This window comes from Bradyrhizobium sp. (assembly GCF_049581145.1).
Lineage (GTDB): Bacteria > Pseudomonadota > Alphaproteobacteria > Rhizobiales > Xanthobacteraceae > Bradyrhizobium.
In genome coordinates, this window is the sequence record NZ_JBAURI010001182.1 from 1 (window position 1) to 14,157 (window position 14,157).

Annotated in this window: 7 protein-coding genes; 2 read left to right on the top strand and 5 right to left on the bottom strand. The window is 62.3% G+C overall.

Annotated elements, in window-relative coordinates:
• Positions 1 to 117: 117 nt before the first annotated feature.
• Together WCB02_RS37565 and WCB02_RS37570 are read right to left on the bottom strand one after the other, a co-directional pair.
• Entirely contained in the window at positions 118 to 2,193 is a 2,076-nt protein-coding gene (locus WCB02_RS37565) for an FAD-dependent oxidoreductase (protein ID WP_423966997.1), read from the bottom strand.
• A 631-nt stretch (positions 2,194 to 2,824) separates the two neighbouring features.
• The gene (locus WCB02_RS37570) at positions 2,825 to 4,402 is read right to left on the bottom strand and encodes a porin (protein WP_423967000.1); all 1,578 of its coding nucleotides are present in this window, start codon (positions 4,400 to 4,402) and stop codon (positions 2,825 to 2,827) included.
• Between the two features lie 419 nt (positions 4,403 to 4,821).
• Here WCB02_RS37570 and WCB02_RS37575 point away from each other — a divergent pair, with 419 nt between their 5' ends.
• The gene (locus WCB02_RS37575; protein ID WP_423967002.1) at positions 4,822 to 5,307 is read left to right on the top strand and encodes a MarR family winged helix-turn-helix transcriptional regulator; all 486 of its coding nucleotides are present in this window, start codon (positions 4,822 to 4,824) and stop codon (positions 5,305 to 5,307) included.
• 55 nt (positions 5,308 to 5,362) lie between these two features.
• Here the strand turns inward: WCB02_RS37575 and WCB02_RS37580 are convergent, their stop codons facing one another.
• Positions 5,363 to 6,487 carry an alpha/beta hydrolase family protein gene (locus tag WCB02_RS37580; protein ID WP_423967004.1) on the bottom strand — a complete coding sequence of 375 codons (1,125 nt, stop codon included), beginning with the start codon at positions 6,485 to 6,487 and terminating at the stop codon, positions 5,363 to 5,365.
• Between the two features lie 274 nt (positions 6,488 to 6,761).
• Here WCB02_RS37580 and WCB02_RS37585 point away from each other — a divergent pair, with 274 nt between their 5' ends.
• Positions 6,762 to 6,914 carry a hypothetical protein gene (locus WCB02_RS37585; RefSeq protein WP_423967006.1) on the top strand — a complete coding sequence of 51 codons (153 nt, stop codon included), beginning with the start codon at positions 6,762 to 6,764 and terminating at the stop codon, positions 6,912 to 6,914.
• Positions 6,915 to 6,946: 32 nt separating this feature from the next.
• On the opposite strand, the gene rpoC is transcribed toward WCB02_RS37585, so the two are convergent.
• Both rpoC and rpoB read right to left on the bottom strand, forming a co-directional pair.
• Positions 6,947 to 11,146, bottom strand: coding sequence for a DNA-directed RNA polymerase subunit beta' (rpoC, locus tag WCB02_RS37590; RefSeq protein WP_423967008.1), 4,200 nt, complete (start codon positions 11,144 to 11,146; stop codon positions 6,947 to 6,949).
• 186 nt (positions 11,147 to 11,332) lie between these two features.
• A partial coding sequence (gene rpoB, locus WCB02_RS37595) for a DNA-directed RNA polymerase subunit beta (RefSeq protein ID WP_423967011.1) occupies positions 11,333 to 14,157 on the bottom strand: 2,825 nt, incomplete at its 5' end.

The window sequence follows — 14,157 nt, forward strand, 5'->3', positions numbered from 1 at the left end:
GGCTCTATCATTCGCGTCCGGTTAAAACCAGTTCTATTGCGAATGGCTGCGGCGCGGGGACGAGCGGCAAGAACACCGGCGAGAGAACTGCCCGCAGGGATTCATCGGCCGCTCGGTTCAGTCCTCATCATCTTCGGCGGCAACCTTGTCGAAGAACGAATAGCGCAGGCTGTCGGCGTCGGCATACCACTGCCCGGGGCCCTTGTTGGCGGCGAGCGTCGCCGCCCACAACTCGTCCGTGCAGTCGCGGCGGTGCATCGACAGATCGAAACCATTGCCAAAGAACAGCTCCGACCACTCCCACCAGGTGCCGAGCTTCTTCACGCCACGCAACAGGTCGTAACGGTCGATCACCGCCGGCGCCATGTCCGATGTCACCGATCCGAAGATGAGGCCGGTCCTGACCACGCGGTTCAACTCGCGCACGGCGCGGCCGACCTGCTTTTCGGCAACATGGCACAGGCTGGTCTCGAACACGAAATCGAACGAATCGTCCTCGAACGGCATGTCGACGATCGATCCGAAGCTGTTGAAAGCCTTCAGGTGCTCCGGCGTCCTGGCATGGATGGCGCGGTTGTTCTCGATGCCCCACGCATCCACCCCGCGCTCGCGCAGCGCGCCCACCAGCTCTCCGGAGGCGGAACCCGCGACCAGAAGCTTGTAAGGCGCGGGCCTGTTCCAGACGATCCGGACCAGCTCGATGAGGTAGTCCGGATCGGTGAACCGGCTCCAGACCTCGCGATAGGGACCGAGCCCGCGATAATTCTCGAAATAGTCGCGGTCGATCTTGTCCGACCGCGGCTGGCTGCCCTGCTCAGCCCCCTGCGCGCGCGTCCGGCGCAGCCGCATCGTTTCGGTCAGGATGATGTCGGTGGCGGCATCGGAGGAATCGAGCAGGCCGTTCAGCGTCGAATCGAACAGATAGTCGCCGACCACGACCAGGCCGGGATGCTGCTTCGGCTCGGGCCGGTGATTGGTCATGACGTCGCGCGCCGGCATGCCGCCCGGCAACGCATTGACCGACGACAGCCAGCGATGAATCTTGCCTTCCAGGAAATGCGCGCGCGCCTCGCCAAGCGAGGGCGGCAGCGACTTCAGCGCCGCCGTGATCAGCTCCTGGTCGGAGAGATTGGCAAATGCCAGCGCATCGGAGCCGGCGATCAGGAAGTTGAGCACGCCATGCCGTCCGACGTCGTGGCGCGATCCCTCATTATAGACGCAGCAGCCGCCGAACGCTTCCGACATGAACCAGGAGCCTGGAATCTTCTCGCCCCAGAAGGGCTCGTCGAACAGCAGCGAAACCCGCAAATAATGCGCGGGTCGGTCGAAATAGGCGACGTGTTTGACCATCGACCTGCGCAGGGCCTCGCCTTCGAAGCCCAAGGTCGCGAGCCAGGAATGCGGCAGGCACAGCAGCACGAGATCGAAATCGCGCGTCTCCGGCCCCTTGCCGTTCATCATGTTGAGCTGATAGCGGCCAGCTTCGGTCTTGCCGACCTTGAGAACACGGTGATTGAGCTGGATATCGGCATCGACCTCGGACTGCAGGCACTCGATCAATTGCTCGTTGCCGTTCTGGATCGAATACAGCCCGATATAGCCGTCGACATCCATCACGAAATTCTTCAACGCGTTGAGCCCGTTGGTGTTGTGGCTTTCGGTCGCGATGTCGGACCTCGCCATCACCTTGAAGAAGCGCTTGGCGGTGGCATCGTCGACTTCCCTGTCGAGCAGCTCCTCCGCCGTGAGGTAGGCCCAGGGATGCTCGTTGTCGTGCGCGCCGACACCTTCATAATACTCGATCGGCGACACCATTTCGGTGCAGCGCCTGCGGAACGCTTCGATCGCGCTCGCGGTCTTGGCGCCATATTTGCGGCGCATGCCGGGCACGTCGTCCAGCAGTTCGCCATCGAGATGCACCTGCTCGGCATCCATCGGAATGGTCTGCAGTCCGAAATGCTGGATCAGTTCGCGCAACGGATCCGGGCCCGTCATCGAGTAGTCATAGATCTCGGCGACGCCGGCCTCATACATCGCGTTCGCCGAATCGAATTTGCGGGTGAGGATCTTGCCGCCGAGCCGGTCGGACGATTCAAAAATGGTAACGCGGCAGAGTTCGCCCAGCTTCCGCTTCAGGTACCACGCACTCATCAGCCCTCCCGGGCCGCCACCAACGATTGCAAGATCAAGCATGATTGTCCCGTCATTGCCGGCCGCCCCTCGGGAACTTCCGGTCTAAGTCACCTCAGGAAAAGCGCTTTTTTCCCTGAAGGGAAGATGAACAAAGCCGCTGCTGCGCCGCGACAGAGCACAATTGTGACAAAAATATCACCAATTTAGCCGTATCTTCGCTGCTTACCGTTGTTTTGCGGTCATCATCGCCGCGCCGGCAGGGACTGGCCCGCCGTCTCATGAGACTGGTGCTTCGGTGAAAAATCGGGGCGCCTGGGGGACGACTCGATTGGGCTGAGCGTCGCCCGACGGCGTCAGCTTTTCCAAGCCCCAAAAATTAAAAACCACCGGCAGGGCATTGCCGGTGGTTTTGGAGGTTTAGCATAAAGGTGGTTGTCGTCTCCTTGAGACTAAGCCGCCGTCCAACCACTGGCCGGCTACCTGAGGATAAGTATAGATGACTAATTTATCTGAGTAAATAAGATTATTGAGTAACAAATAACTTTATCCGTCCTGGTCTCGCGCCTGCTTGCGGCCTGCACCCGACGCGTTGGCGAGAATGCCTCCTCCTTCTCGAACACGCCCCACACGAAAAAACCCCCGGCAGTTTTCTGCCGGGGATTCTTGTCAGATGAGTCTCGAACGATCGGGATCAGAAGTTGCGCTGAACGCGAACGTTGAGAGAGACCGTGTCCTGGTTCTTGTAGGCATAGGTCGAGATCGGTTGCGCGCCACCGGGCGTGAAGGTCGCGCTGCCGCTGAAGCCCTGGTTCAGATGGGTCCAGATGGTTTCCGCCGAGAACGTCAGGTTCTTGACAGGAGTCCATCGGGTGATGGCACCGAGCATCGAGACGCTGAAGTTCGGGTTGCAGCTGTAGGTCGTCCCCAAGCCGGCAACCTCTTTGCCGTATTCCAAGCAGTATTCGCTTTTAGCCGTGTTGTCATACCGCACCCAGCCCACGCCGCCGAACAAGCTCGACGACCAGTAGGGATCCCAGTTGTGGTTGAACGCACCGCGAACACCGTAGGACGTGGTCAGGTGAATATTGCCATCGCCACCGGCCGCCGTCGGAAGGTAGACGCCATCCGAGGTCGCTCCGAAGCCAAGGCTGCCGCTCGGCCCGAACTGGCCGGGAACGCCGCCCATCATCAGGAAGCTTGGCGAGGTCGCGCTGGTCGAGATCACGTTCTTGGTGTCACCCAAGGCATAGGTGGCATCGACCTTGATGTCGTCGCCGGGACCGGTCGGGATGTTCTTGACCTGCAACGCAGCCATCACCGAACCGCCGTACTTGGTTTCGGGATGACCCGAAAGCACCGAGTCGGTCAGAGCCGTCGTACCAGACACGGGGGCGCCACCGCCACCGGCTTCGAGGACGTTGTACGAGCCATTGACCTGATGCAGTTCGCCCGACAGCTGGAACAGACCCCAGGCCTGGTCGATGCGGACGTTGCCGACGACGTCGGGCATGGTGAAGCCGCCGTAGGCGTTGGTGCCGAGACCAGCGGCGCTGACGCCAAGCGACAGGTTGTACAGCGGGGTGCGGTTGAACACGGTCGGATCATCGAGGCCGATGCTGGCCGACACGCCGTTGCCGAACTGCGCGGTGTACTGCACGTTGTTGACGCCGGTGACGGAGTCTTCGCCGCCGATCAGGAACGACGAGTTGTTGCCCGGATAGCCGTTCCAGGGCGTCGCATAGGCCGAGGACGATTTGCCGAAGGTGAAGCCGGCGAACTGGATGAAGACGTATTCGACCGCGACATAGCCGCCGCCGACGCCATCCAGCAGCGAACTGCTGAGACCGCCCAGCGACGACGCCGGCGAGGTGGTGGCGGGAGCGGAGCTGCCGAAGTTGTTGAACTGGAAGTCGCCCTGCGCGAAGGTGCGGACAACGCCATATTCGGTTGCGGTACGGGTATCGACCGTCAGCGCGAAACGCGAGCGCGAATTGATCGTGTCGGCGAAGCGATTGCCCTGGCCCAAATCACCGTTCCACGCCGGCGCATCGTAAACGCCGCCGTTGAAGGTGGTATCCACGCGCAGATAACCACCGATCTTGATGCAGGTGTCGGTGCCTGGAATGTACCAGAAGCCCGCACCGTACAGCGAACAGACCCTCACATACTCGACCGCTTTGGCCTTGACGGGAAGATCCGCAGCCTGTGCCCCACTCATGGCGAGCAGAGCCGCCGCTGAGCCAAGGACAAGGCTCTTAACCATCTTCATGTTAACCTCCAAGTTGCTCTCTCTAGGCAAAGGCGTCCGATCCGCAGGGGCGTTACCCCTTTGAAACTCGGCTCCCTTCAAAACCGCTCAGTCGTGTCGCGCCTTGGGACCCCCCCGCATGAAAGCGCGGGACTTAAGCGAACTACCTAGCGGGACGATCCAGGACCCCCAGCCGTCAGCGGGAATATGCCTGCGCAACTTTGATAATCAAAATAGTTTATTCAGTAAGCTATTAATTCTCGGCCCGATGTCTCCTTTTTGCAACGAAACACCCCGGGAAAACGCGGGCCAAAGCCAATTCCTGAGCTTATTACCCATCTTTTTTGCTTGTTTTACAAAGGAAACGCATCGAGACTACCGGAACGGGAGCAATCGAGAAGAGGAACGTGGGCTCATCGAGCCCCGCAGGGCGTGGTGGCGTGAGCGTGGCTGCAATCAGAAAGAATCAGGACGTAATCAGGCGATTTACCTGGGCGATCGCCTCGATCAGCGTGCATCTCGAGGAGCTTCGCTACTTCTGGGCGAAGGCGCTGGGCATCAGCGGTCCGCAATGGATGATCCTGATGGCCCTGTCGGACATCGATCGGGACGACGGCGTGCCGGTCAACGCCGTGTCGAAGAAGCTGCATGTCGATTCGTCGTTCGTCACGACTCAGTCAAAGCTCCTGGAGAAGAAGGGCTTCCTGCGCAGGAAACCCTCGCCCGACGACGCCAGGGTTGTCCGGATGTCCCTGACCGACAAGACCTACAAGCATCTGGCGGGACTCGCCTCGCAGCAGGAGGAGCTGAACGAGTTCATTTTCGCAGAACTGAACAATGACGAGCTCGATGACCTGACCGACAAGCTCACCGCGCTCAGGGGCCGCCTCGAGAAAGCCTGCCTGAAGGTGGTGGTCGATACCTGAGCCCGGCAGGACGCGGACATCAGCGCGAGTCGCCTGGCACGCGACGGCGCCGCGGCTACTGCGCGGGCATCCCGAGGCGGGAGACGATCCAGTCGAAGATGAACTCGTTGGCGAGCGTCGGATTGTCGGCATGTCCCTGCATTGCCGCGGTTTCCTCGCTCGTGAAGATCTTGAGCGTCACGTCGCGGCCGTCCGCCTTCAGGCCGTCGCACAATTCCCTGACCCGCTCGGCCTTCAGCCAGCCACGCTCACCGGTGGAAATCAGCACCGGGCATTTGAGATTGCGCGCGACCCGGCTCAAGCCCATATCCCCGACAATGCCGCCAGCGGGAAACGCGAGGCGATCCCGCAAAAATGTCCGCTCGACCAGATCCCATAGGCCACCGTCGCAGACCGCCGCGGCGAAGCGATCGTCGAACGCGATTCCCCGCGCCACGAACGAGGATCCCCATCCATCGGCGACGATGGCGATGCGTCCCTCGTCGACATCGTCCCTGTCGACGAGATAGTCCATGATGCAACCGATCGTCATCTCAAGGTCGGAGCGCCCGACGACCTCATCGAACCGCGTATCCGGCCCCGCGCCGAAAAGATCAACCGCAAGCAGCGCGATGCCGCGCTCTCGCGCATAGCGAGCCACCTTGTAGAGGTATTCTTCCTTGCGCTGGCCGGGCTCGCCGATGCAGATGACGGCCGGCGCACGACGAGATGAGTCCGGGGCCGGCAGGAAATAGCCTTCGAGCGGGTAGCCGCTGGGCCAGGGGATCGAAACCACCTCGCCGCGCGGGCTGCCATGCCCGACATATTCGCGGGCGCATCTGCGCATGCTTTCGACCGCGACCCGATATTTCTCGTCGGTCCAGTCGAACGGGAGCGCCGCCGATTGATAGTAGTTGATGGCGCGAAGCCAGTTGCCCCTGGCCGTCAGCACATAGCCTTTGCTGAAGGCCTTATTGCCCCGCTCATGATTGGCGTCGGCGAGTCGCTTCCATTCGCCGTACCACGAATTGTCATCCGAGACATCGATTCGGCCTGCGGTAACACAGCATTCGGCGACCGCTGAGCCGCCTTCCTGCGCGGCTCCAAGGAGTCGCATGAACTCGATCGAAAGATCCTCCCGTTCGGGCCAGTAAGCCCACCCCTGAGGACCGAACCTGGATTCCATGTAGTGAACGTTCAAAGCGTTACTCCGACAACTGACTTTATCAATCAAGCGGGAGCATCAAGACAAGCGCTGCGCGCGCATAGCCGCTCGTCTCTCTGCTTTGTGATATCGTTCCAGTCGCGGCTAACTTCAGAACGGATCGCATCAGGCGTTTTTCCGGCGCCGCTTGCCGGCGATCCGAGCGCGTTGACGCATCTTTCAGCCGCTACCCTCATCCTGTCCTTGCAAGGACGATGTCTGAGGTAAGAGTGGTTGCGCACCAGCATCACATCCTCGACACGAACTATTGATGGCCGCCCGCACCCCAGGCCACCGGCGCAAGATCGTCTGCGGCGCCGAGCATGAGATCCGCGACGGGGCGCGCCCCCTCTTGCTTCATCTTTACGATCATCTAGAGCTCAGCCGGCGCGAAAAAAAAGGCCGGCTGGTGCCGGCCTCTTGACGTTTTGGTGACTAAACTAAATCAGGCGCCGATCATTCCGCGGGCGGAAGCGCCAACGGCTCAACTTCGGGAGCTGCCGGCACGATCGCGGCCTGCTTCTCGCGTTCGTCCAGAATCAGCTTGTCGCGCTTCATGGCGACTTCGCGGATCTTGGCCATCGAGGCGCCGGTGCCTGCCGGAATCAACCGGCCGACGATGACGTTCTCCTTCAAGCCTTCCAGCGGATCGACCTTGCCGTTGACGGCGGCTTCGGTGAGCACGCGGGTGGTCTCCTGGAACGAGGCCGCCGAGAAGAACGAGCGGGTCTGCAGGCTCGCCTTGGTGATGCCGAGCAGAACCGGCGTCCCCGTGGCGGGCTTCTTGCCCTCCTCCTTGGCCTTGACGTTGAGCTGGTCGAACTCGATCTTGTCGACCTGTTCGCCGGAGATCATGTCGGTGTCACCCTGGTCGGTGATCTCCACCTTCTGCAGCATCTGACGGACAATCACCTCGATGTGCTTGTCGTTGATGAGCACGCCCTGCAGCCGGTAGACCTCCTGGATCTCGTTGACCAGATAGGCCGCGAGTTCCTCGATGCCCTTGATCGCCAGGATGTCGTGCGGCGCCGGATTGCCTTCGACGATGAAATCGCCCTTTTCGACGATATCGCCGTCCTGCAGATGGATGTGCTTGCCCTTCGGGATCAGGTACTCGCGCGGCTCCTCGGTCTTGTCCATCGGCTCGATCGAGATGCGGCGCTTGTTCTTGTAGTCCCGCCCGAAGCGGATGGTACCGGCGATTTCGGCGATGATCGCCGCATCCTTCGGCTTGCGGGCCTCGAACAGCTCCGCCACCCGCGGCAGACCGCCGGTGATGTCGCGCGTCTTGGCGCTTTCGGTGGAGATACGCGCCAGGATGTCGCCGGACTTGACCTTGGCGCCGACGTCGACCGACAGGATGGCGTCGACCGAGAGCATGTAGCGGGCGTCGCCGCCGCGCGCGAGCTTCAGGATCTTGCCGTCCTTGCCCTTGACCACGATTGCCGGACGCAGATCCGCCCCGCCCCGGGTCGAGCGCCAATCGATGACGACGCGCTTGGCAATACCGGTGGACTCGTCGAGCGTTTCCGAGATCGACTGCCCTTCGACCAGGTCCTCGAACCCGATTGAGCCCTCGACCTCCGAGAGAACCGGACGGCTATAGGGGTCCCATTCGGCGATGCGCTGGCCGCGCTTGACCATGTCGCCTTCGTCGATATGCATGCGCGCACCGTACTGGATGCGATGGGTCGCACGCTCGGTGCCGTCGGGATCGACGATCGCAACCACCATGTTGCGGACCATCGCGACCAGGTGGCCTTCGCTGTTCCTGGCGATCGCCTTGTTCTTGATGACGACCTTGCCATCGAAGTTCGATTCCACGAACGACTGCTCGTTGATCTGCGCCGCGCCGCCGATGTGGAAGGTACGCATGGTCAGCTGCGTGCCGGGTTCGCCGATCGATTGCGCCGCGATGACGCCCACCGCCTCACCGTGGTTGACCGGCGTGCCGCGGGCCAGATCGCGGCCGTAACACTTGCCGCAGATGCCGTTGACGAGCTCGCAGGTCAGCGCCGAGCGGATCTTCACCTCCTGGATGCCGGCCTGCTGGATGGCGTCGACATCGGCCTCCTCCATCAGCGTGCCGCGCTTGACCACGATCCTGTTGCTGGCGGGGTCGCGGACGTCATCGCAGGCGGTGCGGCCCAGGATGCGCGAGCCCAGCGAGGCCACCACGGTGCCCGCATCGATGATGGCGCGCATCTTGATGCCGAGCTTGGTGCCGCAGTCGTCCTGCGTGATGATGCAGTCCTGCGCCACGTCGACCAGACGCCGCGTCAGGTAGCCGGAGTTCGCGGTCTTCAACGCGGTATCCGCCAGCCCCTTGCGGGCGCCGTGGGTCGAGTTGAAGTATTCGAGCACCGTCAGACCTTCCTTGAAGTTGGAAATGATCGGCGTCTCGATGATCTCGCCCGACGGCTTGGCCATCAGGCCGCGCATGCCGGCAAGCTGGCGCATCTGCGCTGGCGAGCCGCGCGCGCCGGAATGCGCCATCATGTAGATCGAGTTGATGTCGGCGTCCGCGCCCTTGGCATTCTTCTTGGTCGAGGAGATCTCCTTCATCATCTCCTTGGCGATTTCCTCGGTCGCCCGCGACCAGGCGTCGACGACCTTGTTGTACTTCTCGCCATGGGTGATCAGACCGTCATTGTACTGCTGCTCGAAATCCTTCGCCAGCGCACGCGTGCTGTCGACGATCTTCCATTTGGCGTGCGGCACCACCATGTCGTCCTTGCCGAACGAGATGCCGGCCTTGAACGCATTGTAGAAGCCGAGCGCCATGATGCGGTCGCAGAAGATCACCGTCTCCTTCTGGCCGCAGTGCCGGTAGACCTGGTCGATCACGCCGGAGATTTCGCGCTTGGTCATCAGCTTGTTGATGATCTCGTAGGAAATCCGCGGGTTTTTCGGCAGCAGGTTGCCGAGCATGACGCGGCCCGCGGTGGTCTCGATCCAGCGCCGGGAAATCTTGCCGGTCTCGTCGATGCCCTCCCAGCGGTACCTGATCTTGGTATGGAGGTGGATCACCTTGGAATGCAGGGCATGCTCGAGTTCGGCCATCTCGCCGAAGATCTTGCCCTCGCCGGGCAGGCCTTCGCGCATGATCGAGACGTAATAGAGGCCGAGCACGATGTCCTGCGACGGCACGATGATCGGTTGACCGTTCGCCGGATGCAGGATGTTGTTGGTCGACATCATCAGGACGCGCGCTTCCAGCTGCGCTTCCAGCGACAGCGGAACGTGCACGGCCATCTGGTCGCCGTCGAAGTCGGCGTTGAAGGCGGCGCAGACCAGAGGATGCAGCTGGATCGCCTTGCCTTCGATCAGCACCGGCTCGAACGCCTGGATGCCGAGGCGATGCAGCGTCGGGGCGCGGTTGAGCAGCACCGGATGTTCGCGGATCACCTCGTCCAGGATGTCCCAGACCTCGGGACGCTCCTTCTCGACCAGCTTCTTGGCCTGCTTCACGGTGGTGGACAGGCCCTTGGCGTCCAGCCGCGAATAGATGAACGGCTTGAAAAGTTCGAGCGCCATCTTCTTCGGCAGGCCGCACTGGTGCAGCCGCAGTTCGGGACCGACCACGATCACGGAACGGCCGGAATAGTCGACCCGCTTGCCGAGCAGGTTCTGCCGGAAGCGGCCCTGCTTGCCCTTCAGCATGTCGGCGAGCGACTTCAACGGACGCTTGTTGGCGCCAGTGATGACGCGGCCGCGGCGGCCGTTGTCGAACAGGGCGTCGACCGCCTCCTGCAGCATGCGCTTTTCGTTGCGGATGATGATGTCGGGCGCGCGCAGCTCCATCAGCCGCTTCAGGCGGTTGTTGCGGTTGATAACACGCCGGTACAGATCGTTCAGATCGGACGTGGCAAACCGCCCGCCATCCAGCGGCACCAGCGGACGCAGTTCCGGCGGGATCACCGGCACCACGGTCAGGATCATCCATTCCGGCTTGTTGCCGGAGTGGCGGAACGCCTCGACGATCTTCAGGCGCTTGGCGAGCTTCTTGTGCTTGATGTCGGAGTCGGTCTCATGCATCTCGGCGCGCAGCGTCGCCTCGAGCTTTTCGAGCTCGAGCCCCTTCAACAGCTCGCGGATCGCCTCGGCGCCGATCATGGCGGTGAAGGAATCCTGGCCGTATTCGTCCTGCGCCTTCAGATACTCGTCTTCCGACAGGAGCTGACGGTCCTTGAGCGCGGTCAGCCCCGGCTCCAGCACCACGTAGTATTCGAAGTAGAGAATCCGCTCGAGATCCTTCAGCGTCATGTCGAGCAGAAGGCCGATGCGCGACGGCAGCGACTTCAGGAACCAGATATGGGCAACCGGCGCCGCCAGCTCGATATGGCCCATGCGCTCGCGCCGCACCCGCGACAGCGTCACTTCCACCGAGCACTTTTCGCAGATGATGCCCTTGTACTTCATCCGCTTGTACTTGCCGCACAGGCACTCGTAGTCCTTGATCGGCCCGAAGATGCGCGCGCAGAACAGTCCGTCGCGCTCGGGCTTGAAGGTGCGGTAGTTGATGGTCTCCGGCTTCTTGATCTCGCCATACGACCAGGACAGAATCTTCTCCGGGGACGCGATCGAAATCCGGATCTGGTCGAAGACCTGAGCCGGCGTCGTCGGGTTGAAAAGATTCATGATCTCTTGATTCATCGTCTTCTCCTTAGCCGGTCACCCGTGTCCGGGATGCAATGCCGTCCGCAGGCGGCGCCTCGCTGATCCAGGACCCCATGGGCCGCTCAATGGGCCGCTGAAAATTGCCTGTTGTGTCCCGGTCCTGCCGCGCAGCACACCGTGCTGCGCGAGCCGACCGGGACAGTTGGTCGCTACTCGTGTTCCCTACTCGGCCGCTTCCGACGTCGGCGTCGGACCCAGCTTGGAATTGTGCAGGTCGACGTTGAGGCCGAGCGAACGCATTTCCTTGACCAGCACGTTGAAGGATTCCGGAATACCGGCCTCGAACGTGTCGTCGCCGCGCACGATCGCCTCGTACACCTTGGTCCGGCCGGCGACGTCGTCCGACTTCACGGTCAGCATTTCCTGCAGCGTATAGGCCGCGCCGTAGGCCTCCAGCGCCCACACCTCCATTTCGCCGAAACGCTGGCCACCGAACTGCGCCTTGCCGCCCAGCGGCTGCTGGGTGACGAGCGAGTACGGTCCGATCGATCGCGCGTGGATCTTGTCGTCGACCAGATGATGCAGCTTCAGCATGTAGATGTAGCCGACCGTCACCTTGCGGTCGAACGCATCGCCGGTACGGCCGTCATAGACGGTCGACTGGCCGGAGGCATCGAGGCCGGCAAGCTTCAGCATCTCCTCGATGTCGGCTTCCTTGGCGCCGTCGAACACCGGCGTTGCGATCGGCACGCCGTGGCTCAAATTACGGCCGAGCTCGAGCAGTTCGCTGTCGTTGAGCGATTTGATCGTCTCGTCGTCGCCATAGATCTTCTTCAGGGTCTCCTTCAGCGGCTTGGAGTCCTGCTTGGCGAGGTAGGCATCGACGGTCTGGCCGATCCGCTTGCCGAGGCCGGCGCAGGCCCAGCCGAGATGGGTCTCCAGGATCTGGCCGACGTTCATGCGCGAGGGCACGCCGAGCGGATTGAGCACGATGTCGGCATGCGTGCCGTCCTCGAGGAACGGCATGTCCTCGATCGGCACGATCTTCGACACCACGCCCTTGTTGCCGTGGCGGCCGGCCATCTTGTCGCCGGGCTGGATCTTGCGTTTCACCGCCACGAAGACCTTGACCATCTTCATCACGCCGGGCGGCAGTTCGTCGCCGCGCTGCAGCTTCTCGACCTTGTCGAGGAAGCGCTGCTCGAGCCCCTTCTTCGACTCGTCATACTGCTTCCGCATCGCCTCGATTTCGGCCATCAGCTTGTCGTTCGGCGAGGCAAACAGCCACCACTGCGACTTCGGGTATTCCTCGAGAATGGCCCGGGTGATCTTGGTGTCCTTCTTGAAGCCCTTCGGGCCGGCGATGCCCTGGCGGTTCTCCAGGAGCTCGGCGAGGCGGTTGTAGACGTTGCGGTCCAGAATCGCCTGCTCGTCGTCGCGGTCCTTGGCCAGACGCTCGATCTCTTCCCGCTCGATCGCCAGCGCACGCTCGTCCTTGTCGACGCCGTGCCGGTTGAATACGCGCACTTCGACGATCGTGCCCTGCACGCCCGGCGGCACCCGCAGCGAGGTGTCGCGGACGTCGGAGGCCTTTTCGCCGAAGATCGCGCGCAGCAGCTTCTCTTCCGGCGTCATCGGGCTTTCGCCCTTCGGCGTGATCTTGCCGACCAGGATGTCGCCGGCGCGTACTTCCGCGCCGATATAGACGATACCGGCTTCGTCGAGGTTCTTCAGCGCCTCTTCCGAGACGTTGGGAATGTCGCGGGTGATTTCCTCAGGGCCGAGCTTGGTGTCGCGGGCCATCACCTCGAATTCCTCGATGTGGATCGAGGTGAAGACGTCGTCCTTCACGATCCGCTCCGAGAGCAGGATCGAGTCTTCGAAATTGTAGCCGTTCCACGGCATGAACGCGACCAGCACGTTGCGGCCGAGCGCGAGCTCGCCGAGATCGGTCGAGGGACCGTCGGCGATGATGTCACCCTTCTTGACGATGTCGCCGACCTTCACCAGCGGACGCTGGTTGATACAGGTCGACTGGTTGGAGCGCTGGTACTTCATCAGCCGATAGATATCGACGCCGGACTTGGTCGGATCGAGATCCTCGGTGGCGCGGATCACGACGCGGGTGGCGTCGATCTGGTCGATCACGCCGGACCGGCGTGCCGCGATCGCGGCGCCGGAGTCGCGGGCGACCACGCCTTCCATGCCGGTACCGACGAACGGCGCCTCGGCGCGAACCAGCGGCACCGCCTGGCGCTGCATGTTCGAGCCCATCAGCGCGCGGTTGGCGTCGTCGTTCTCCAGGAACGGAATCAGCGCAGCTGCGACCGAGACCAGCTGCTTCGGCGACACGTCCATGTAGTCGACCTTGTCGGGCGTCACCGGCAGCACTTCGCCGGCATGACGGCAGACCACCAGGTCTTCGGTGAAGCGACCCTTCGGGTCGAGCGGCACGTTGGCCTGCGCCACGCGATAACGGCCCTCTTCCATCGCCGAGAGATAGACCACCTCGTCGGTGACGCGGCCGTCCTTGACCTTGCGATACGGCGTCTCGACGAAGCCGTATTTGTTGACGCGCGCAAAGGTCGCGAGCGAGTTGATCAGGCCGATGTTCGGACCTTCCGGCGTCTCGATCGGGCAGATGCGGCCGTAATGGGTCGGATGCACGTCGCGCACCTCGAAGCCGGCGCGTTCGCGGGTCAGACCACCCGGGCCGAGCGCCGAGAGACGGCGCTTGTGGGTGATCTCCGACAGCGGGTTGGTCTGGTCCATGAACTGCGACAGCTGCGAGGAGCCGAAGAACTCGCGCACCGCGGCAGCCGCGGGCTTGGCGTTGATCAGGTCCTGCGGCATCACCGTGTCGATATCGACGCTGGACATGCGCTCCTTGATGGCGCGCTCCATGCGCAACAGGCCGATGCGGTACTGGTTCTCCATCAATTCGCCGACCGAACGCACCCGGCGGTTGCCGAGGTGATCGATGTCGTCGATCTCGCCCTTGCCGTCGCGCAGGTCGACCAGCGTCTTGATGACGGCGAGGATGTCTT

What these genes read in the sequence shown, in the direction of transcription:
- WCB02_RS37565 (WP_423966997.1), bottom strand. Translation starts at nt 2,193, where the DNA reads ATGCTTGATCTTGCAATCGTTGGTGGCGGCCCGGGAGGGCTGATGAGT.
- WCB02_RS37570 (WP_423967000.1), bottom strand. Translation starts at nt 4,402, where the DNA reads ATGAAGATGGTTAAGAGCCTTGTCCTTGGCTCAGCGGCGGCTCTGCTC.
- WCB02_RS37585 (WP_423967006.1), top strand. Translation starts at nt 6,762, where the DNA reads ATGGCCGCCCGCACCCCAGGCCACCGGCGCAAGATCGTCTGCGGCGCC.
- rpoC (WP_423967008.1), bottom strand. Translation starts at nt 11,146, where the DNA reads ATGAATCAAGAGATCATGAATCTTTTCAACCCGACGACGCCGGCTCAG.